The 21,666-nt window shown below is 30.8% G+C and carries 13 protein-coding genes and 1 pseudogene; 7 read left to right on the top strand and 7 right to left on the bottom strand.

What is annotated here, in order from left to right:
- Positions 1-104 precede the first annotated feature (104 nt).
- A complete protein-coding gene (locus P3F56_RS08580) occupies positions 105-848 on the top strand; it encodes a lipoate--protein ligase family protein (RefSeq protein ID WP_281152456.1) in 744 nt (247 codons plus the stop codon).
- 1,055 nt (positions 849-1,903) lie between these two features.
- On the opposite strand, the gene P3F56_RS08575 is transcribed toward P3F56_RS08580, so the two are convergent.
- Positions 1,904-2,086 carry a hypothetical protein gene (locus P3F56_RS08575; RefSeq protein WP_281152455.1) on the bottom strand — a complete coding sequence of 61 codons (183 nt, stop codon included), beginning with the start codon at positions 2,084-2,086 and terminating at the stop codon, positions 1,904-1,906.
- Positions 2,087-2,311: 225 nt separating this feature from the next.
- On the opposite strand from P3F56_RS08575, the pseudogene P3F56_RS10585 reads away from it, so the two are divergent.
- From P3F56_RS10585 to P3F56_RS08555, 5 genes and pseudogenes are all read left to right on the top strand, one after another.
- Positions 2,312-2,579, top strand: a pseudogene (locus tag P3F56_RS10585) (DUF2854 domain-containing protein).
- 2,121 nt (positions 2,580-4,700) lie between these two features.
- A complete protein-coding gene (locus P3F56_RS08570) occupies positions 4,701-5,234 on the top strand; it encodes a transcriptional repressor (RefSeq protein ID WP_281152454.1) in 534 nt (177 codons plus the stop codon).
- 1,101 nt (positions 5,235-6,335) lie between these two features.
- Positions 6,336-7,898: a glycine betaine ABC transporter substrate-binding protein gene (locus P3F56_RS08565; protein WP_281152453.1), complete on the top strand. Its 1,563-nt coding sequence runs from the start codon at positions 6,336-6,338 to the stop codon at positions 7,896-7,898.
- A gap of 1,298 nt (positions 7,899-9,196) precedes the next feature.
- Complete coding sequence (locus tag P3F56_RS08560; RefSeq protein ID WP_281152452.1) at positions 9,197-9,865, top strand: glutathione S-transferase family protein; 669 nt, start codon at positions 9,197-9,199, stop codon at positions 9,863-9,865.
- A 14-nt stretch (positions 9,866-9,879) separates the two neighbouring features.
- A complete protein-coding gene (locus P3F56_RS08555) occupies positions 9,880-10,197 on the top strand; it encodes a hypothetical protein (RefSeq protein ID WP_281152451.1) in 318 nt (105 codons plus the stop codon).
- 3,364 nt (positions 10,198-13,561) lie between these two features.
- On the opposite strand, the gene P3F56_RS08550 is transcribed toward P3F56_RS08555, so the two are convergent.
- From P3F56_RS08550 to murC, 3 genes are all read right to left on the bottom strand, one after another.
- A complete protein-coding gene (locus tag P3F56_RS08550; protein WP_281152450.1) occupies positions 13,562-13,906 on the bottom strand; it encodes a YbaB/EbfC family nucleoid-associated protein in 345 nt (114 codons plus the stop codon).
- A 96-nt stretch (positions 13,907-14,002) separates the two neighbouring features.
- Entirely contained in the window at positions 14,003-14,929 is a 927-nt protein-coding gene (murB, locus tag P3F56_RS08545) for a UDP-N-acetylmuramate dehydrogenase (RefSeq protein WP_281152449.1), read from the bottom strand.
- Between the two features lie 141 nt (positions 14,930-15,070).
- Complete coding sequence (gene murC, locus P3F56_RS08540) at positions 15,071-16,498, bottom strand: UDP-N-acetylmuramate--L-alanine ligase (RefSeq protein ID WP_405054790.1); 1,428 nt, start codon at positions 16,496-16,498, stop codon at positions 15,071-15,073.
- Between the two features lie 401 nt (positions 16,499-16,899).
- Here murC and P3F56_RS08535 point away from each other — a divergent pair, with 401 nt between their 5' ends.
- A complete protein-coding gene (locus P3F56_RS08535; protein WP_281152447.1) occupies positions 16,900-17,916 on the top strand; it encodes a type I glyceraldehyde-3-phosphate dehydrogenase in 1,017 nt (338 codons plus the stop codon).
- A gap of 591 nt (positions 17,917-18,507) precedes the next feature.
- Here P3F56_RS08535 and P3F56_RS08530 read toward each other — a convergent pair.
- The 3 genes from P3F56_RS08530 to P3F56_RS08520 all read right to left on the bottom strand — a co-directional run bounded on the left by P3F56_RS08530 (position 18,508) and on the right by P3F56_RS08520 (position 20,946).
- On the bottom strand, positions 18,508-18,777 hold the full coding sequence (locus P3F56_RS08530) for a hypothetical protein (RefSeq protein WP_281152446.1): 270 nt from the start codon (positions 18,775-18,777) through the stop codon (positions 18,508-18,510).
- 790 nt (positions 18,778-19,567) lie between these two features.
- A complete protein-coding gene (locus P3F56_RS08525; protein WP_281152445.1) occupies positions 19,568-20,248 on the bottom strand; it encodes a TIGR04283 family arsenosugar biosynthesis glycosyltransferase in 681 nt (226 codons plus the stop codon).
- Positions 20,249-20,265: 17 nt separating this feature from the next.
- Positions 20,266-20,946 carry a hypothetical protein gene (locus P3F56_RS08520; protein ID WP_281152444.1) on the bottom strand — a complete coding sequence of 227 codons (681 nt, stop codon included), beginning with the start codon at positions 20,944-20,946 and terminating at the stop codon, positions 20,266-20,268.
- Between the last annotated feature and the right edge of the window lie 720 nt (positions 20,947-21,666).

Below are 21,666 nucleotides of genomic sequence, written 5' to 3'. Positions count from 1 at the left end.
TGATTTTCTAGGAAAGTTGCTTTATCAACACCTTGATCAAAATATTCTTAGTTTTGTTGGAAATATGAGTAGTGATTTACCATTTTTATGGAATAATTAAAATAATGATAAAATGGCGTTTAATTCCTACTTTTGAAGCATCAGGAATGCTACAAATGGCTATTGATAATTGGCTATTTATTCAACATGAAAAAGGACAACATCCTCCTACGTTGCGCTTTTATACTTGGTCATCACCTACAATTTCCTTGGGTCGTTTACAAAAACAATGGCCTTTATCCTGGTATAATTTAAGTTGGAAAAAACGTCCTATAGAACTAGTACGTCGTTCTACAGGAGGACGGGCAGTTCTTCATCAAGGAGATTTGACTTATGGGATAATTACTCCAATTAATAATCGGAGAACTTTAGAGATTTATCAACAAATTTGTCAATTTTTAATTAAAGGCTGGTCATCTTTAGGGATTGATTTACATTATGGGATAGCTAAACGAGGTTATATACATAACCCTAGTTGTTTTAATACGGCGACTGTTTCTGATTTAATTACTTCTGATGGAAGTAAACTTATTGGAAGCGCACAACGAAGGGGAAAACAATCTATATTGCAACATGGGTCTATGGTTTTATCAACCGATAAAACATTATTTAAAAATATTTTTAATCAAGCTGCACCTTGGGGTTTAGGACTCCTTGAACAATTACCTGAAAGTTGTTGTTTAGAAACTATTATTAGTATTTTGATTGAAACTGCTAAACAATGTTTTGATATAGATTTTATTTCTCAACCTTTATCCTCAAAAGAATTGCAAGATGTGATTCAATTATCGAATCATTTAAGATTGTAGCAAATATGATAAACATTTTTTGTATTTTTACTGATATTTTTTTAAAAAAAGAATCTAAATTTGAACTTCATAAAAAGATATTTTTAATATGTTTTAATATTAACCTTTAAATTAAAACTAAAATTACTGAAACTAGAGTAATAACTACAGTAATAAATAGCTCAAACTTAGATTATTTTAAATTGACTAGTTTATTTTTTTTCCTAACTACAAAAATTTTTATTTCAATTTATTTGAGATCACTCTCATGACTAACCTCTATATTAATCAATAATACAATTTTTAGTTAAGCTAAACTAATGATATAGAATTGAATAGTAAAATGTAAGTTTAAAAAACTTTGAAGTTTAAAATTAACGAAACTTTGAAATTTAGACGCTTTCCTTTTAGTCATCCTTTTCGTTAATTTTAATTGATTATTAATTTTTTCTACTATTCCCTAGGCTGTTCTTTGGTAAAAATAGGCATTTTTTTCCAACGTTTAATATTCTAGGGAATTGTTTGACTGTAAGTCAACTTTTATCGTGCTTGCTCTTTTAATTGTATTAGCTTAATTTTTAGTGCGGTTAATATCTAGTAAGTATTTTTTATTCAACTAATTTTTATTTAGCTACTTTTTAATTTGACACTCATTTAAGATTACTTACCTATCAAAGTTTTTATTGCTATCAAAAATTATTTATGCTAAAAAAAGAGAACTTATAATAATCACAGTTTGAGTTATTTGAATTATTTTTATTTGTTTTGATACTCAAAACAAATAATTTTCTAAACTAATTGTCACATTTTTTTAATAAAAAAACCTTTAAAGTACTACTATGTAAGAATTACAGGCTTACAAGAACCTTTTTTACAATTGAGTTCTTAGAGGTATGAAGTACAGTTCAGAAGAGTTGAAACAAATAACCTATTGACTTTTAATTGATTTCGAGAACTTTTCTAAAAAATTAATTTAAAATTCGAATAGGCAAGTAAGAAAGACAATCCTGGAAACGGTTTTTCCGAAATACCATAGGCCCAAGTCTTTTTTGACTTTCGTTTTGCATACCAGTGATTTAATTCATGTTTTTTTCCGGAAAAGTGAATTTAAATTCATCAATTAACTCATCGAGTTCTTCAATAGCCTGCCTGACATCGATACTCAAAATTCCCAAATCTGGTTTATTGAGAAGTTGGACTAAAAATTCCCGCTCACCTTCGATGGCTTTAACCTTTTCCCGAATAGTATCTGGGTTCATTGGTACTTTCCTACAACTAGGAATAATCCTACCATAATCAATCATATCTTTCTACACTAGAACATTAAACTTTTCTACCCAAGAAAAAAGTTGATTTTGTTGTTTGGCGTATCTTAATCTTAATTAAGAGTATAATACGCCAAACAGTCAATCATACGTTCTAAAGAACTTTATTAGTATCAGTGGACTTTATTTAGAGGAAAATTCTTAACAAGAATTGGTTTTGTGGTCTATTTTCAATATAAAATCACATTCGACCTAGCTAGACTTTTTCATGATGTTTCCATTTTACTGGGGAAGTTAGCGTTGAAAATTGCAGAATTGAAACTGACTTTATTAAGGTCAGCCAAAACTACTAGAAGTATTAGCTCTCAGAGAAAAGCAAGCTACCGATACCCAAAACTGGATTTATAAAAATATTACTCGTTATCGTTACGAGGAAGAAGTACATCTTGATGAGTTCCTAGAAAGAAAGATTAGAGTCGAAGTCTGACAGATCAGAAAAGAATTATATTAGTTATTGTCAGAATAGAAAAATTTGCTGCTTTTTTGTTTGTTTTATCTGCTTTTCACTATTGTTTTTCGATAAATAAATTTATTATTATTTTTTGAATTTATCTCTTGCCTTAATTCTACAAAAACTCATGATCTATGGTGTAGATTTTAGAAAATGTAGAGCAATCTGTAATTTATTACAAATGTTACTAGTTTAGTATTTGGGAATACTAATTAGCACTTTCTTTGCGTATGTTGATTCAGTAAACAAACTTCCTGACAAAAATATAAGATAAGGCAACCCTCCTTATTTCTATTAAAGACTATTTAAATGTCTTGTCAATTGAATTTATTTTAATGATTTTGGGCTAGATAAAGTATAATTACTGATATGATAGAATTACTATATCCATTTAAGTGAATAGGAACAGTAATGAATTGTATTTTTTGCAAAAACCAGAATAACTTTCTCCATTATAAAAGGTTTAGCTGCTAAGTATTTAATAATCTTTATCAAAGACAGAAGTCTTCATATTCTTTTACTTTAAAAAAATTAAAAATTGTTATTTTTGCTAATTATTTTTAGGTTAATTACTAACTTTTTTTGCGAAAAAACTTTTAGATAATGAGATGAATAATGACAGCCATCAAGAATAATAACATTCTCAATGTTAGGAGCTAGATTATATATATCAATAATAAGCAAGATAGTATACTTCTAACTATAAAATAATTTCGAGGAATGTTTAGCCAAAAAATATATGGTCTTTTTACTTAAAATAGATCACTAAAATTATGACTATTAAAGTGTTATGACTCATTACCGATATCATAATAAAATCAATTAAACAAAGTTTTTAAATGTAAAAGTCATTGAAAATAAACGTCTCAACATACAGTAGCTGAGCTTAGATAAATCTAAAAAAGAAACATAGTTTAAAAAGAGTGCTTACTAAATACTAACTTAATTACAAATTGAGCTAGGATAAACTTATATAATTATAATAACAAGCGCTATTAAGTTTAACTTGCAACCGAATAATTCCCTTCAGAAGAAAAATAATAACAAAAATATTATGTTTAAATCCAAGAGGATGGAAAATCAATGGAGTTTTAGACTTAGTATGATAATCAAAAAATAGAATAAAAAAATCTAAATAAAATTTAAGAAAGATAAAAATGTAATATTCTTTGCGAAGTAGAAGAAAAATAACTTAACATAAAAAAACAGATAAAATATCCTAAAATTTTTTTTTAAAAAAAATGACTATAAACATAAGAAATAAAAAGTAAAAATAATAATTGGTTTATGTCCTACAAAAAAATCAGAAAAATTCTAGAGAAAAAGATAAATATCATTTAGCTAAGGCAGCTATATAAAACTTTGCTAAAAGTAATTTTTTTAAAAAAATTACTTAAAATTATGTAAACAAAATTTATATTACTTAATGTAAAGAGGTAAAACAACTAACTTTATGAAGGTTTATTAAGAGTTACTTACTTACCATTGGTTAGGTAGAAATTATTGGTGTAATTACTAACATATTAATAGTCTTATTCGTTATTTTTTTGAGTCAATTTAGATTTAAAATACCATTGTAGCCATTTTAATCTTTTTTATTAAAGAAATCTAAATAAACTTCATATTTTTTTTGCCTTAGAAATTAGGTCCAATTTTAATTGGATTTAATATACAGACAGTCCGTCCACAAAATTCGTTCTAATAGAAGGGCTTGATAAGTATGCAAAAAATCTTTATTTAACTAGTCGAGTTAGCCTCAATTAGTTGTTTTACACTTAATTGTTCAGTTAGCTAATTTTAAATTTTATTCAGAAAATTCGTGGGTTCAAAAATATCATTATAAGTTGAACTTAAGAGAGTTAACTCAGTGAACATGGACTCCATGCCTATAATAGTTTTCTTTAAAAAGAAAATTTAAATAAATCAGCAAGTAACTAAACTGGCACATTAGCAATAAAATTTTAATTTTAATTTTTAATTTTTTCTGTTATTACCACTTTTTAAATAAAAAGTGGTAATAAGTTAGAATTATTGCTAATTAGGGTTACAAAAGATTATGATTGTGAATTAGAGAACGTTATTTAAGAGTGATTGATTATGCCTCCCTACACCCCTATATCCCTAAAGGCCGAGTTAAACGCCAGAGGTTGGCGTTTAACTGCCCAACGGGAAAAAATTCTTCATGTCTTCCAAAATCTTCCCAGAGGAAATCATTTAAGTGCTGAAGAACTCTACGAGCTCCTTGAAAAAAGAAAAGAAGGGATTAGCTTGTCAACGATTTATCGCAGCATTAAATTGATGTCTCGCATGGGAATTCTACGAGAATTAGAACTAGCTGAAGGTCATAAACATTATGAACTTAACCATCCTTTTCCTAACCATCACCATCATATGGTGTGCATTCAGTGTAATAAAACTATTGAATTTAAAAACGAGTCTATCCTAAAACACAGCTTAAAACAATGTGAAAAACAAGAGTTTCAGTTAATAGACTGTCAACTTACAGTAATGACGATTTGTCCAGAAGCGATTCGTATGGGGTGGCCATCTTCCCTTCCAAGTAACTGGGCTTGTACTCGTGCTATTTCTGACGATCAGCCTTCTAATTCTATTAACGAAGAATCGAAATAAAGAAGTATAAATTAAAATTTTAAATAACTATTATAAATTTTAATTTAAGTTTTACTAAACAGTTAGGTATCAATATCCTTGAACCGAACTCTCTATTGTTAGAGTGTTATTCATAAAATAATAAATTGACTATTATAGATTTTTCTTTGATGAAAAGAGCTGTCTATATCGAGATTAACTCTAGTTAAATTAAATATAATTAATATCCAGATGAATTCACAGAAAAGTTTTTTAAAAAATTAATAGTGAAGCTAAGAATATGGTTTAAATAAATAAAGTAAGTGGACAATAAATGATGCTTAAAGTTAGATATTAATAAATAGTTATATAGAGGACACCCTCAGACATTGAAACAGTTAGTAGTTGATAAAATTACTGTGTTTGTGCTTAAAGGATAAGAAATAAAAGAGGTTTTTCCAAAAATTAAAGAAGTTATTAAAGAAGTTAATATAAGTTTTGTAAAATCCTATAGATAATATTCTGAATAAATTAGTACCACAGACTGAAGTAGTAGTAAATATATTTTATATAAAAAAGTCAGTTCATGCTTAACTAGATCATCAAAAAACTCTTACATTGGAAGTTAATTTTTGTAAAAATACAAAGGTTAAAAATATTTATGCAAAATAACAGGAAATATGTCTTATTCAGAATTTTAAAAATTTAATAAAAATTTCTATTTTTATTAAATAAAGCATGTAAAATTTCATTTTTTTTTAATCAATTAAAAGAAAAAATGAAAGTATTTTTTGGAAAACATTAAGGTTGATTATTAAGAATATAAAAATCAGTTAATCATAGCATTATAGTTGTTTTTTATGCTCAAAAAGATATAAAATATTATTCATTAGACTTAAGAAATTTTTGTCCATTTTGTACAAGGAACAGCTCAGAAAATAATAGAAAGTATTAATGATATATCAGAGTTGATTAAAAGGAGAGCTTATGGAACTAGAAAAAATATCAATTTTAACTCCGAAGTTTCTTGATCTAAATATTTCCCCAATGAGTTTATCCCAAACTAATGGGATAAACTCATTTCTTTCTTATTTTCTTTTTCCCGTCAACTTTAAATCGTGTCCAACTACTTACCCATTTATAATGACTGATTTTTTCTTAATTTCTTTTAGTTCAGAACTTCCTCAACGAATTGGAGAACATTTAATTCTAGTTCTCATTTCTATGGGTATAGCGATTTTTATAGGTATTCCTCTCGGAATTTTGATAACCCGATATCCCAAATTAGCGAATTCTATTTTTTTTATCGTAAATGCTGTTCAAACAGTCCCTAGTCTTGCCATGTTTGGCTTTTTGATTACCGTTCCTGTGATAGGAGGAATCGGTAAAAAACCTGCTATTTTTGCCTTAATTCTTTATGCTTTACTGCCTATTATTCGAAATACTTATATTGGGATGATAAAAGTTGATAAGGGAGTGAGAGAAGCAGGAAAAGCAATGGGTATGACAGATCAACAGATATTGTTATTGATTGAAATTCCACTCGCTGTAAGTATGATACTAGCGGGAGTAAGAGTCTCTATGGTAATTTGTATTGGTATTGCCACTATTGCCGCTGCCATTGGTGGGGGAGGCTTAGGAGTGTTTATTTTCCGAGGAATTTCAACGCTTAATAATCAATTAATTTTATTAGGGGCAATTCCAGCGGCCTTGATTGCTTTAGTGGCTGATTGGGGAATTAGTTCGTTAGAAAAATCCTTGATTCAGTATGAAAAACCACGATCTAAATCTAAAAAAAGTATTTTAATTATCTGGGGAATCGTGGTAGGAATTTTATTAAGTTTATTTGGAATAATTTACAAGCAGTTATTTTTAGAAAGTCAGGGAAATGAAACAATAGTAATTGGCTCTAAAAACTTTACAGAAAGTATAATTCTAGGAGAATTTCTAGCTCAAAATATCGAGATAAAAACTAATCTTCACGTGGAACGCAAATTTAATTTAGGAGGAACTTTTATCTGTCATGAAGCAGTTAAAAATCGACAAATTGATGGCTACGTCGAATATAGTGGAACTGCTTTTACAGCAATTCTTAATCAAAGACCGATTAGTAATCCTAAACAAGTATATCAACGAGTTAAAGCAGCTTATAATGAAAAATTTAACTTAGAAGTTATGCCCTCTTTAGGATTTAAAAATACCTACGCTATTTTAATCCGTCAACAAGATGCCGAGAAATATAATGTAAAAACTATTTCAGAAGTTAGTAAATATACGCCTCAATGGCAAGCTGGTTTTGGTCATGAATTTTTAGCCAGAGAAGATGGTTATCCAGGATTAGCTAAAACTTATAACTTAAATTTTAACCTTCCTCCTAACGCTGTTGATCTAGGTTTACTATATCGTATTTTAGCTAATAAAAAAGTGGATTTAGTCGCTGGGAATTCTACCGATGGCTCAATCCCTATTTTAAAATTAACGATCTTAGAGGATGATAAAAATTATTTTCCTCCTTATGAAGCAATTCCTGTTTTCAATAAAGAAACCTTCCAACAATATCCCCAAATAAGAACAGTAATTCAACAATTAGCTGGACAGATTTCCACCTCAGCAATGCAGCAATTAAATTATCAGGTAGATGATAAACAAGGAACAGTTGCTGAAGTGGTACATAACTTTTTAATCAAAAAGAGGTTGAAGCCTTGAGTTAGTTTTTAAATAATCACGGTTATGTTGAACCCATTATTGAGTTTTTTAAAAATTAAAATCTTAAAAAAAATATTTAGAAATTGTTTTTATTTATAACAGTTTGTTTGTCATTAAAACTTTTATAAATAAAGCTCTGTTAATAGTCAGCATATTTTCGTTATCCTAAGTTTAATAGAGCCATAATTAATTTTATGGTTAACATGACTAAAACAGTCCATAGAACCTTAACCAGAATTGAGTCAATTTACTATTTTAGTATAGTATCTGGACTTGATTCTTATCTTCTCAGGCAAACGATCACTTTTAATTTTGCTCGAAATTAAACTACAAACTTCTGAGAAGGAACCAAATGGTAATTAGCCGTCTAAAGTAAAACTCTGTCATTAACTTATAAACCTATTGTCCTTTCCTTCACTGAAAAAAGATATACGGTATCAACTAGATGTAACTGTTGTCAAACCAGCTATAAAATGATCGAAGATTAATTAGCCCTCAGTCCTATCGTTGCTACTCATATAGCTTGTTTTAAACTCTTGATTAACTGAAAATCTGTCTTTTTTAAAAAATTACATAAAGCGAAACTTTATATCATTACCAGCATAAATAAACTACAAATTACCTACAAAAATTAAAACAGTTAGGATTGATGATTTTTAAACTAGAATTGTAATCGAATAAACTCAAGACATATTTATTGAAAATTAATGTAGAGAATAAATAATATAGCAGAATCTTACAATAAGTAAAGTCATAGTTTTTTTAAAACTATGACTTTACAACTATTATTTTTAACTTTTATAACTTAATTAAGTAACTTTTTCCTAAAAAAATATTTGTATTAAAATGCAGATAACTTAGTTGATATTTGACTAAATTTTATGCTTAGGATAAGTAGCACAGTACTATATCTAGTCTAGGGTTCTGATTAACTTAAACTCTAAAAGTAACTATTAATTCTCACAAATTTTCAAAATAAAGGTTATATGCTTCTTTCCAAGATTTTAATAATTAAAGATAAATAATAGTTTTTTTAAAAAAAGACATTTTCTATGTCTCTATAGTCACAATTCTATTATTTAAATTAGTAAATTGTGTCAGAAATAACAGTTTTTTAAAAAATGTTATGATAAGGTATCGCAAATAAAGTGTTTTTGAGATATAAAAGGTCAAGCTAAAAAAATTAAGATTGTTTTCTTTTTGAGATATTTAGTTCATTTTGAGATATTTATTTTTTGTGGAATCAAGTTGTTGTCTCGAGTTAATTTTTATGTTTAACATTGATTACTAATTAACCTATGTTATTGTTACAATTTAGTACCTCTCATTATTGCCGCAAAGCTAGATTAGCATTAGGGTTTAAAAAAATTCCTTATCAAGTTAAAAACCTAACACCAGGCTTACATGTACTGAAATTAAGACCTCTAACAGGGTTGACGAAAGTTCCAGTTTTATTACCTCAAAAAGTAGGAGAACCTCGAGCGATTGCTGACTCAACTAGAATCTTTCAATACCTCGAAACCTATCAAAATTATCCTCCATTAATGTTACCTAATGTCAATGAACAAAACCAAGCTTTGTTGTTAGAAGACTGGTTAGATGAGAGCATTGGAACCGCTACTCGTTTTATTTACTATCATTTTCGTGCAGGAGAAGGAAAATCCATTGATCCTTCCTTATTTAGTCAAATGGTAATTAATATTGTCCGTAATCAATATAATATTATCCCTGCTACCGTAAAATTAGCCTCAGAAAGGTTAAAAAATGCCATGAATGTGTTATCGTACTGGCAGTATCAACCTTATTTAGTAGGTAATTGCTTAAGTGTTGCTGATTTGACAGCTTCAGCTTTATTGAGTCCTTTAGGGTTAATTCCTGAGTATCGTCAGAACTATCCCTGGTTGTTTGAAAAGATAATTATAATCCATGAAATATGTGGAGAAAAACTACCAGCAGGGTTGAATTAAATAGAAAACTTTATATGAATTTTCATTTATTAAAATGGTCAATTTTTGTCAATATTATTGGGTTATTTTTAGAGTCAAATTTAGCAGTAGCTTTGCCTCCCCCTGAAGATATACCTGAAGAAATTTTGCGGACAGAAATTGTGACCGAAGGGCGATCACCTATTGACGGAAAACCTTTAACAGCCGGAGAATATGCCGATATAAAAGCGAAATTAGCCGAGAGTCCTTACCCTTCCGAACTTAATTCTAAATTAGAACATATTATCTTTTTATTGAAGGTAAGAAAAATGTTAAAAACATTTTTTCCATTAGATCTTTTAGATCTTTTTTAAAAAGTTCTATAGCACGATGTATGTGATTGAAACCTTGATAAGGTTACAAAACCTTGTAGGTTGATACACTGTTCACCCTGCAGTAATCTCATGATCTTTTGCTATACTACCATATAGTTTTTCGTCAAAAAATTATATTATGTAATGAGGGTAAAACTTGTCTGCTACGTCAGGTTTCACATATAAAGTTTCTTTAGTTTGTAAATATTTTTCACCGAGCTGTTTTTTAGTATTTTATCTCTTTGTGATAAGCTACTTCGGCTCAAATACTAATTTATAATCCGCTTTATAAAGTCAAAAATGATGGCTAAATTGTTTAAAATAACTACGAGATTTCGCAATATATCTGTCATTTTTTAAAAGTAAAAACCAGTTATTTGAGGTTATGAATAAAATTACTTTTTTTTAAAAAACATGTAGCTAAAATAATACCTAGAAGTTAATATTGTAGATTACTAAAACGCAACTAGTCTACGTATAAGTTAACAATTTAGCAGCATATTCTGTCTCCCAGTCTAGATTAGTCATAATTAAGGGTTCGGTTTTTATTTTAAAAAATCGAATATTTATAGGCTTTTTTTAAAACCAAATAATTTTGTTAATAACATTAGTTTTTTTAACGCTGCTATAATTATTTTGGTAATAATAAAATTCTACACTTAAATCAAGAAATACTTATTTTTACATAAAGAGAACTACTTAGATAATGGATGAAAACCTACTAGTAATTATAAAATTTTAAGTATTTTTATTTTTTTTAGAAAAAATTATCATCATTTTATACTAGTAACACATTGAAAGTTTCATTCTTGACCCAGGCTAAAGTCTTTTGTTTCTATTACTATCTATTTGTTGTGTTCGTTTATGTTTAATCAAGCTAATTTTATGAGCAGCTCTCAACTCTATTAACAGATAGCTAGAATTCAGTAAAAATTAAGCTGTCGTTTCACAATTTATTAACTAGCTATACTTTTCTGGAAAACCATGTAGTCGAGCTAAAAGGTCATCTTAAGTGAGAAGCTGACGATAGTTTTCACTTCCGATACTTTTTCTTTTTTCTAAAAAAAAATTCAGTTTGCTTGATAAATAACAGACAAGCGGTGAATAAGAACAGATATAGTTCCTTTATATATTGAACATCTATAATGCTTTTTAAGTTAGAAATTTAGCTTCTGAGTCAAGAGAAGATGTTTTAAAATCGAGTGAAAACATGCGGAATTAATGCAAAAAAACAGATAATTGTTAGTTTTTATTGTTGTTTTCTAAATAATTAGACGCGATTGGTTCTATTAGTGCCTTGAAGGACTGTTTAATAAATTAAAAAGCATGAGTATTGACTGACAATTTCCATGATTAAGTTTTATTGATTTATTTTGTACTATAAATTATTTTGTCTCGATAGTAATTTCGAATATAATTTTTTCCCAAAATATGAACGATAAAAAACGCAATAACTTTGTAAATAAACCTAAATAAGCTCTTAATAATTAAGTTAAATCGGACTAATATTAAGTCGAATAAATTCAATCATATTTTTTAAAAAAGTTAATATTTCTGCTTCAGTGGACTTACTAAAGCAATAGTTTGTTATAGTTCTACTTCTAGGGAAAAATATTTCCATACAAGTCAAGCAGTTTTAGATGAATAAAAAATATTATTTATAATAAAAGTTTATATTAAAATAATAAGTTTGAATTTAAGCCAATTTTCTTTCATTTTTTAAAATTTAATTAATAAAAAAATAATTAAATTTAATTATTTTTTTATTAATTAAAGTAAAGTTTTAAGAGTGAATGCAACATAATTAGTTATTAAATTTAACTAATATTAAAGTATAAAAACACTACTAATAGCAACACCTCATAGACTTTTCTAAGTACAGAAAGCTCTCCTATTAAACACAAACAGTTTAAGAGTCTAATAGTCTTTTAAGCGAAGATATTGACAATAGCATTGATAGAATCGTCTCAAAGAGCAGTTGTTTTCAACAGAGTTAACTCCTACTGAGTTCGTTTGATTTCTATCTTTTAGGCTCCATGAGCACGAGTCACAAGATCAGCTTCAGAATTCCAACTAAATACACTAAAAAAGCTGTTCTTTGCTGTTTTTTAATTAATTTTTATCTAAACTAAACTAATATTGTAATGCAAATAAATTTAGTCGAAAATATTTATAAACTAAAAACTTAATAAGAAGATAAAAATTATCCTAAATAAAAAGTAAATAGAAAATACAAAAAAAACTTATAGTAAGTCTATACAGATAACAATAGCAAAATTTATCAACAAAAATCAAGAAAATAATTAAAAGTGGTCTAGGCATAAAATACAGATACAGATCTAACAGAAGCCGTTCAAGCAACATTTTATAAATGTGATCTTGGTCAAGACGATTTTCTTCTTTTTAAAGAGTCCATATTTCTAGCTAACTAAAGATCATCTAAAACAGACTACCAGAAAGATACTGATTTACTATTAGAATACTTTTGACTTTTCTAGCCTAACTAGAACAAAATCATAATAAATAAAAGCTAAAAATATTACCAAACAAGTTTCCTAAAATTCCAAAAACTTAATCTCCATAAAAGTACAAGTCTTTGGAGTTATAGAATACCTTTAGAATAAGGGTTTTGTAAGTGATTAACCTCTAATTTAGTTTACTTAGGCTAGAAGAGCTATACTTTTTAGTGATCACTTCTTATTAGTTAATAAGAAACAATATTTCACTCTAAACTCTTGAGATAAGATAATACTTTTATATTCTCGCTGTTTTATCTCAGGAAATAGAGTATTTAAAATATTGCCGTGCGTTTTTCCCATTTTCCTGATTTCTTGTTTTGTAACTCTCATAAAGAATGGGAGCTATTCCAAGATAGAAATAACCTAAAATCTGGTAAGCAGACACTTTAGAAAAGTAAATGCTGATTTTATAGATTATATAAAATCTAAAATAGTTTTATATTGATGCTTGTCAGTAATTTCTATAACATTTGAATTTACCACTCTTTCCAAGATAAACCTAGTTAATCTGATTAAAATTGTTACTTATAGAAAGTGGATGACTTTGGTTGTTATCTAGTAACTTATCTATGCTTAATTCAGCTTTTAAAAACTATTTTTAATACTTACTAATTTTTAGTTAAATACTCTTTTTATAGCGATATGATTTGTGACTTCATAATTATCTTAGAGTATTGTAGTTATTGTTTCTTCCTTTTTTCCAACTTCCGATAGTAACTACCTAAACAGTGTATTGTGTACTTCTCAATGACTTCCAACCAATCCAATGAATTAAACAAGAGCAATCACCATTAGGAAATAGCGATTGCTCGGACGAATTTATATAAACTGTAAGCTATTAAGAACTACATTCCTGGAAGATTTAAACCACTGGTAAGTTCTTCCATCTTAGTCCGCATCATCTCGGCAGACTTAGCATAAGCATCCTTCATTGCCTCAGTAACTAATTGAGAAAGGCTATCAGCTCCTTTCTCCATCGCGTCTGGGGTAATTTCAACGCAAAGAGGCTCTTGGTTGCCACTCATGACAACTTTAACCAATTCCCCCCCACAAGCTCCCTCAATTTCCATTTCCTCCAATTGCTTTTGAAGTTCTTGCGCTCCAACTTGAACTTGTTGTGCTTTTTGGAAAGCTTCTTGTAATTCTCTAATTTTGCCTAATCCGAATCCAAATCCTTGTCCTTTTGTCATATCTTTTAAGAGTATTGATTCTAATGATAATGAGCTAGAGCCTAATGGGGAATCCCATTAGTTAATCTTAGTATTCCTGTGGTGTTTGCGATAGTCTTAGGAGGCAGAAAACTCACCTAATATTTTGACTTCTGGTTCCAGTAATAAAGACCAACGAGCTTCTACTTGTTCTTGAGCATGATAAATCAGGCGAAAAATATCCTGTGCTTTAGCCTGACCACAGTTAAGGATAAAATTAGCATGACGATGGGAAATTTCTGCGTTACCAATACGATATCCTTTTAAGCCTAATTGTTCAATTAACCATCCCGCAGCATGAGAAGTGGGATTACGAAACACACTTCCACAACTAGGTTTATCATAAGGTTGAGAACTTTTGCGCTGTTGGAGATTGTGTTGGGTGGTTGCCATGACTTCTTGACGACTGAATCCCATCTCTAATTGAAAGGTGGCTTCTAAAACAAGTTTTTTAGCCCCTTGTAAGGAAGAGGTGCGGTAACTATAGTTAAGGTCTTTGGAGGTCAGAGTTTCTACTATGCCATCAGGAGACACCACCACTGCACTGACCAAACAATCAGCAGCACATTGACGATGAGCTCCCGCATTCATTACTACTGCTCCCCCAACGGTCCCTGGAATACCTACCGCCCATTCTAAGCCACGCCAACCCCGTCTAGCAGCTTGCCAAGCGATTTTAGCCACAGGATCACCAGCTGCTACGGTAACACACCCTGTTTCGGGGTCAAAGTTACGATAACGTAGATAGCGGGTGCTCAGCACCAAGCCATCGATTCCGTGATCGCTAATCAAAAGATTAGAACCTGCCCCCAACAGCATCAGAGGAATATCTTGCTTTTGAAACCATTCAAAGGTGGCCTGTAGAGCTTCCCAAGTACGGGGAGCCACATACCATTGAGCTTCGCCTCCTACACGATAGGAAGTTTGATTAGCTAGAGAAAAATTAGGGAAAATATGACAATTGACTGCTGACAGTCGGATCGGAGAAGATAAAGCTTTAATCATTAGTTTGCTAGTTTAATGGGAGGTCAATTGAAAACGGTGAACTGAAAATCATCTAAATTGTTTCCAGACATAAGAGTCTAAAAAATGGAGTCAAGACTAAATCTCAAAAAAAACTTGAAATCATAAAACTGATAGGATGTTTCAAAAACTAGCGATTACCTGAGGAATAATTTGATTAAGATTCCCAGCACCTAAAAACAAAACTAAGTCTCCAGGTCGCAAAAGTTTAGGAAGAGATTCAATTAAAGCTTCTAAAGAGGGTTGATAAATTACCTTACAATGATGACGTTCAATCTTATTAGCTAAGTCTTGACTTGTGATGTTAGCAACATTAGCTTCCCCTGCACTATAAATATCGGTTATAACAATGAAATCTGCATCTTGAAAAGAAGTGGTAAATTCTTCTAAAAATGTAGCAGTACGACTATAACGATGGGGTTGAAAAACAGCAACCACACGAGAGTTTTGCTCAACTTTAGAACGAGCTGCTGAGAGGGTGGCTCGGATTTCGCTAGGATGATGAGCGTAATCATCAATAAACGTAATGCCATGAGTTTGACCCCGATATTCAAAACGCCGTTTTGCTCCCCTAAAGGTAGCTAATGCCTCAGCAATGATCTTAAACTCTAGTCCCAATTTGCGTCCTACAGCTACAGTAGCTAAAGCATTACTAACATTATGTTTTCCCGGAATGGTCAGACACATTTGTCCCAAAAACTGTCCTCTTTCCCAGACCTCAAACTTCGTGTTCTCAAGACTATAAGTAATTTCTTTAACGATGTAATCTGCTTTTTGATGAAGATCAAGGCTATAGGTAATGGTGGGGTTTAGCTGTGTTCTCACTGTTTCACAGTCAACACATCCTACTAATGTCTCACATTGAGTTTCAAAAATTTGGAAGGTTTTGACTACATCTTCTAGACTTTTGTAGTGATCGGGATGATCAAGTTCAATATTGGTGACAATTCCGATACTGGGAAAATGTTTTACTAAAGAGCCATCGGACTCATCGGCTTCAGCTACTAAGTATTTGCCAGAACCAAAGTGAGCGTTACCTTTCCAAGCATCTACTTCTCCTCCAATGATGATAGTTGGATCGAGTCCTGCTTTGAGCAGCACGTAACCTAAAAGACTGCTAGTAGTGGTTTTCCCATGAGTTCCAGCCACCGCAATACTTTGATAATCCTTAATTAAGGCGGCTAAGACATCAGAACGGTGGAAAATTGGACATCCCCTTTCCTGGGCGGCCCGATATTCTGAATTATCTTGAGCAATTGCTGTTGAAAATATAACTTGGGGTAACTGTTCAGTTAAAATTCCTTTCGGACCCAATTCGTGATCATGTCCATTTTCATTAACCAAAGATGTTGTCAAATTATTGCCTAAAGGTAGGACAGGTTCAGTAAGCTGTCCGTCGCTAGAATAAAAGAGTTCTAGGTTAGTCGCTTCTTGACGACTAAAAATATGCGCTCCAACTTCTTGCAATCTTTTTGTAATATTACTCGATCGTAAATCAGAACCAGAGACGGGAATCTGACGCTTAGCTAGAATATAAGCTAAAGCCGACATCCCTATCCCGCCGATTCCGATGAAATGGAAAGGCCGTCCACTAAAATCAACCGTTTTCACCGTTACATCTCCTGACACACCGCACGATTACAGTAAAAGGTCGTTGCTTATTAATTAAGGGCTATGATATCAAAAACTGACCACTTGGTCATTAATGGCATTTTTATTAATTGCGATATTTGGTACTGTTTTTTACCTGAATCAGGGTAGCTGAAAAGGATTTAAAATTAGATTTGTTCTATATTTTGCCATTATTATCTTGGAAGCTTACTGCTCATGACTAAATTTGTCTAGTGAAAAAAAATGTAATTTAAGGATCGAATTTTTAAGGCTTTACGGTATGATTGGGGTCATTAATAAAAATTTAATGTATCGAGCTTAAGCACAGAAGGAAAAATACAGTGATTAGAGTAGCCATCAACGGGTTCGGGCGTATTGGACGTAACTTTCTGCGATGCTGGTTGGGACGGAGAGATAGTCAGCTAGAATTGGTTGGAATCAACGATATCTCTGATCCTAAAACTAATGCCCATTTACTTAAATATGATTCGATATTAGGTAAGTTAGACGCAGATATTCAAGTTTATGAAAACTCCCTCACCGTTAACGAAAAAACGATCAAATGTGTTTCTGACCGCAACCCCCTAAATTTACCTTGGGCTGAGTGGAGAGTTGATTTGATTATCGAATCTACTGGAGTTTTTCTTACTGAAGAAAGTGCTACTAAGCACTTAGTAGCAGGGGCTAAAAAAGTTTTGATTACTGCTCCTGGTAAGGGTAGTAACGTAGGAACCTACGTGGTTGGGGTTAATCATCAAGACTATGATCATGATAAACATAATGTGATCAGTAATGCCAGTTGTACCACCAACTGTTTAGCTCCCGTGGTAAAGGTTATGAATGACAATTTTGGCATCATCAAAGGTACTATGACCACCACCCACAGTTACACGGGAGATCAACGCATTCTTGATGCTAGTCACCGTGATTTACGTCGAGCGCGAGCTGCCGCCGTTAATATTGTTCCTACGTTCACAGGGGCAGCTAAAGCAGTTGCTTTGGTCATTCCTGAGATGAAAGGGAAACTTAATGGAGTTGCGATGCGAGTTCCTACTCCTAACGTTTCTGTTGTGGACTTAGTTATACAGGTGAAAAAAAGCACCATTGCCGAACAAGTGAATGATGTGCTAAGAGAAGCTTCTCAGAGTTCTATGAAGGGTATTATTTTATACAACGACTTACCTTTAGTTTCCTGTGACTATCGTGGAACTGACTATTCTTCTGTCGTTGATTCTAGCTTAACAATGGTAATTGGTGGCGACATGGTTAAAGTCTTTGCTTGGTATGACAATGAGTGGGGTTATTCTCAACGGGTTGTAGACTTAGCTGAAATCGTTGCTCGAAACTGGAAAGGTTAATTCTAGTTAGGTAGACACGAGGAAGTTAAGAATTGTTATTGTACTGGGCGATAGGGGTAGCTGTTTTTAGTTTCCCTCACTTGATTGTTCTGTAAATTGTTTATGATGTTGAGATTGTCAGAGAAATAAGTCTATAATTTATTCCATGGGATTGAGTAAAATTAATCTTAAAAATTCCATGAATCTTAGGTTAAATGGATACAATTCTGTAGGATTAATTTTTTATTACTCTTATAAAAAAAAGTTTTAACGTGTTTAAAATAAATTGTTTCAGTTACATGAGAAAATTGATATAGTTGCCGTACTTATCTTTATAAGTTCTTCTTTTCAAAAAAACGACATTTTTTATAGTTTAAAAAACTGACATATATCGGATCAAAGCTGAATGAAGTTGTAAATAATTGTTAGTCTGCTTCAGTTAATTGAGAGTCTAACTAGATGTTAAGAATTAGATAATTTTTTTTTTAAAGAATCTAAGGTTTTAAATAGGTAAATAACACTTTATTCTTGAGATTGTTGCGTCGTTTACAATCACGATTTATAAACCTCATTATCGACGCTATTATAAATTTGGTCATTGATCGCGTCTATTTATTCTCTTTCTTCTTTTAATTTTACTGAATAATAATACTTGGGGTTTGCTCTAAGTTTATCAAAAACACTATTTAATATCCAAATTATTACTGAGGATTTATTTAAAATAATTGTGTCAGTTGTCTTACCCCAAAGAACGAGAACTATCATCCTTAGTGTATAGTTATAATTAGCATTAGTATAAACTTTATATAAATATCGAACACCATTGATGAAATCAGGAATTCTCCTTTCTTCTTCTTGAACCTTGCAATCAACTCCTCCCATAAACTAATGAACGACAGAAATAGAAATCATATTTTTTAGGCTATTAAAAGCCTAAAAAATTAAGATTAAAATGGGCTTGTAGACAAGTATAGAGAACATATGAATGAGAACATCCAGGTCCTGTTTTAAAACCGTCTTTTCTATATATCCCTATATTTTCATCTGATATCACCTAATTACGAAGCTGAGAAGATTTTTGAATAAAATGTTTTTCTGATACTTTTGGCGTCACACTATACTATTGATTATGCTAAAAATGATCAATTAAAAGTCTCATAATTTATTTCTTAATTCTTAATTAATTACTGCCGTAGTTGAGGTATATGAGCATTGGATATCTACTTTTTTGTGTATTTTTTTTATAAATCCTAACAAACAACTCACATATTTTTGAATAAACTGCGGTTTAAATTTGTTAATTTGTAAATTTTAACTCTTTTAATCTAAATTTTTGGGAAAATCCCAATTAGCGATAACTTTTTATAGACTTTAGATTTTAAAAGCAATATGTCTTAGTCCGGAATCTTTTGGGCTACTAATCCCAGAAGCAAGACAAAAAAAGTCCACTCGTATCTTGATTTTCTTGCCCTCACATCTAGCTTAGAATACTCTTTTATTCTCTAAAATTTTTATTTTTAAAAAAAGTTAAGTACTTTGGCATAAAAATATTCTGTCTTTTTATAGTTATAAGGAACAATAGCAACATGATGGATTTTTAGAGTTTCTATTTTCTGCCAGTTAATTTTAAAAAAATTTCTTATTATAAATACTATTTAGATATATATATATGTTATTTTCCACGATACCATTGCGCTAATTTCTTCGGAGGAATTCCTAGATAGTATCCTAGAATAATCAGTTGATTAATGAGCGTTGTTTTAATTACTCCTAATTTTTGCCAACGACGGCCAGAAGTCACTACTTTAGCTGACAAAATAATGATTTTTCCTCTTTTTTTGAGCCTTTGTATAAACTCGAAATCTTCCATAATTGGAAAGTTTGTAAACCCTCCTATTTCTCGAAATACTGAGGTCTTAACGAAAATTCCTTGATCACCATAAGGAATCGAACAAAATTGTGATCGCCAGTTAACTAAAATTTCAATTAAACGGAGTGAAAATAGGGAAAGATCGATTTTTAATCTAAAAGCTCCCCCAACAATTTTTGAATTTAAAAAACTATTAAGTATCAGCTGATCATATCCTTGGGGCAATATAGTATCTGCATGAAGAAATAAAAGAATATTTCCTGTTGCCAATAAGGCTCCTTGATTCATTTGTAGTGATCGATTAGCTTGAGTAGACTTTATTATTTTTACCCCCATATTCCGCACTAATTGAACGGTATTATCTTGACTTCCACCATCAACAATAATTACCTCAATAGCTTCATCTTTCTGCAGATTGTTCAAAGTTTTTACAATGACAGTTTCTTCATTTAATACAGGAATAATAATACTAATTTCTATCATTGAATCTTGACATAAAATTATAACTCGTGAATCTTAAGTTCTTGCTTCAGACTAATTTTTGTGTCTTTGCTTAAATTAGGTACTTGTTGCTCGTTGCACGTTGCTAATCCTTCTAAAATTCCTTGACGGACTAATGATTCTGTTTCTTTAGTTAACATTAATTCAAAATAATCTCTAAGCTGCTGGTGGTAATGAGGGTTAAACCACTGTTTCTTCAAAAAATTTGCCAGACTTTGAACAGCAATTAATCGTTTAAGAGGATCAGCACTGGTTAAATCTAATATCCATTGATTAAATTGATTTTCATAACTTTTTTCTCTAACTTGAACAATTTGCCAGAGCAATAGTCCAAGGCTAAATAGGGTTCCTATACCCTGTGTAATACATCCTATAGCTAACCAACGGTTCTCTGCATTAGCCCAGACAGATGCAGCAATGTAGGCTACTATAGCCCCTAAACCTCCACTACTCACTGCTAGGATTAATTTACCTGAAAACCCTTTGAGAAATTCACGGTAGTATGACCATCGACGTTGCCAATTACCCCCTTGAATTTGGTATATTAGTACCATTACAAGAACACCTGTGGTGGTGGCTAGTACTAGTTTCCAATCCCAAGCGACCATAAAGGTTAGACCGGTTGACCCCATTAACCATAATCCCCTTTTACGCCATCTTTTTTGGCTCAGGACAGTCATTATTGAATCCTTGAAACATTTCAACAATGAAGATGAGAGAAGATGCTGACGTTGTCTAGAACGAAATGAAACCTGTGTCACCGAGGTAGCCTAACGAAAAATTGTTCTGATGTTCACTATATCGTTATTGGTCAAGTCTTGCTTTACACTTTAAGGATTTTTACACGAGCTGTTCTGGGATTTTTTCAGGAAGTTTTTTGTTGACAAGTCAAATTACACAGATATAGTTCGGGCGCTAATACCCTAGCGTGACAAAATGTCATTATAAAATACATTTATCATATATGATAAATGTATTGTCAATTTTAAATTCTGTCATTGTTTGTCTATTTGGGGAAAAGACTCATAGCATTTATTTTAAAATAATATTTGTTCAATTGGTGATCTTGTTAATTCAGCGTTAGTGGCTATAGTTCTCGTTGGAACTGGAGTATCAGAATTTTATACAGATATACATAGTAGATCAATAATGATTATAATATTTTAATTTCCCAACTTTATAGATTAAAACTATTTAGACATTCCAATAGGTTATGAGCCGATTATTTATATTTACAAAATATCAAAATCTAACCAATAAAATAAAACTATAAACGCTTTATATACTAAAGAGCTAAAGGGGAATTAGTCGACATTGTATTTTCTTGTAAAAAATAAATATAATTATATTTTTTTCTCATCAATAGAACTAGTGGATAGATATTACATCTATCATCAATT

It is taken from the genome of cyanobacterium endosymbiont of Epithemia clementina EcSB (genome assembly GCF_029919255.1).
Taxonomy (GTDB): Bacteria; Cyanobacteriota; Cyanobacteriia; order Cyanobacteriales; family Microcystaceae; genus Rippkaea.
The sequence above is the reverse complement of the archived record's forward strand: the minus strand, read 5'-3'. Positions and strand labels throughout refer to the sequence as shown.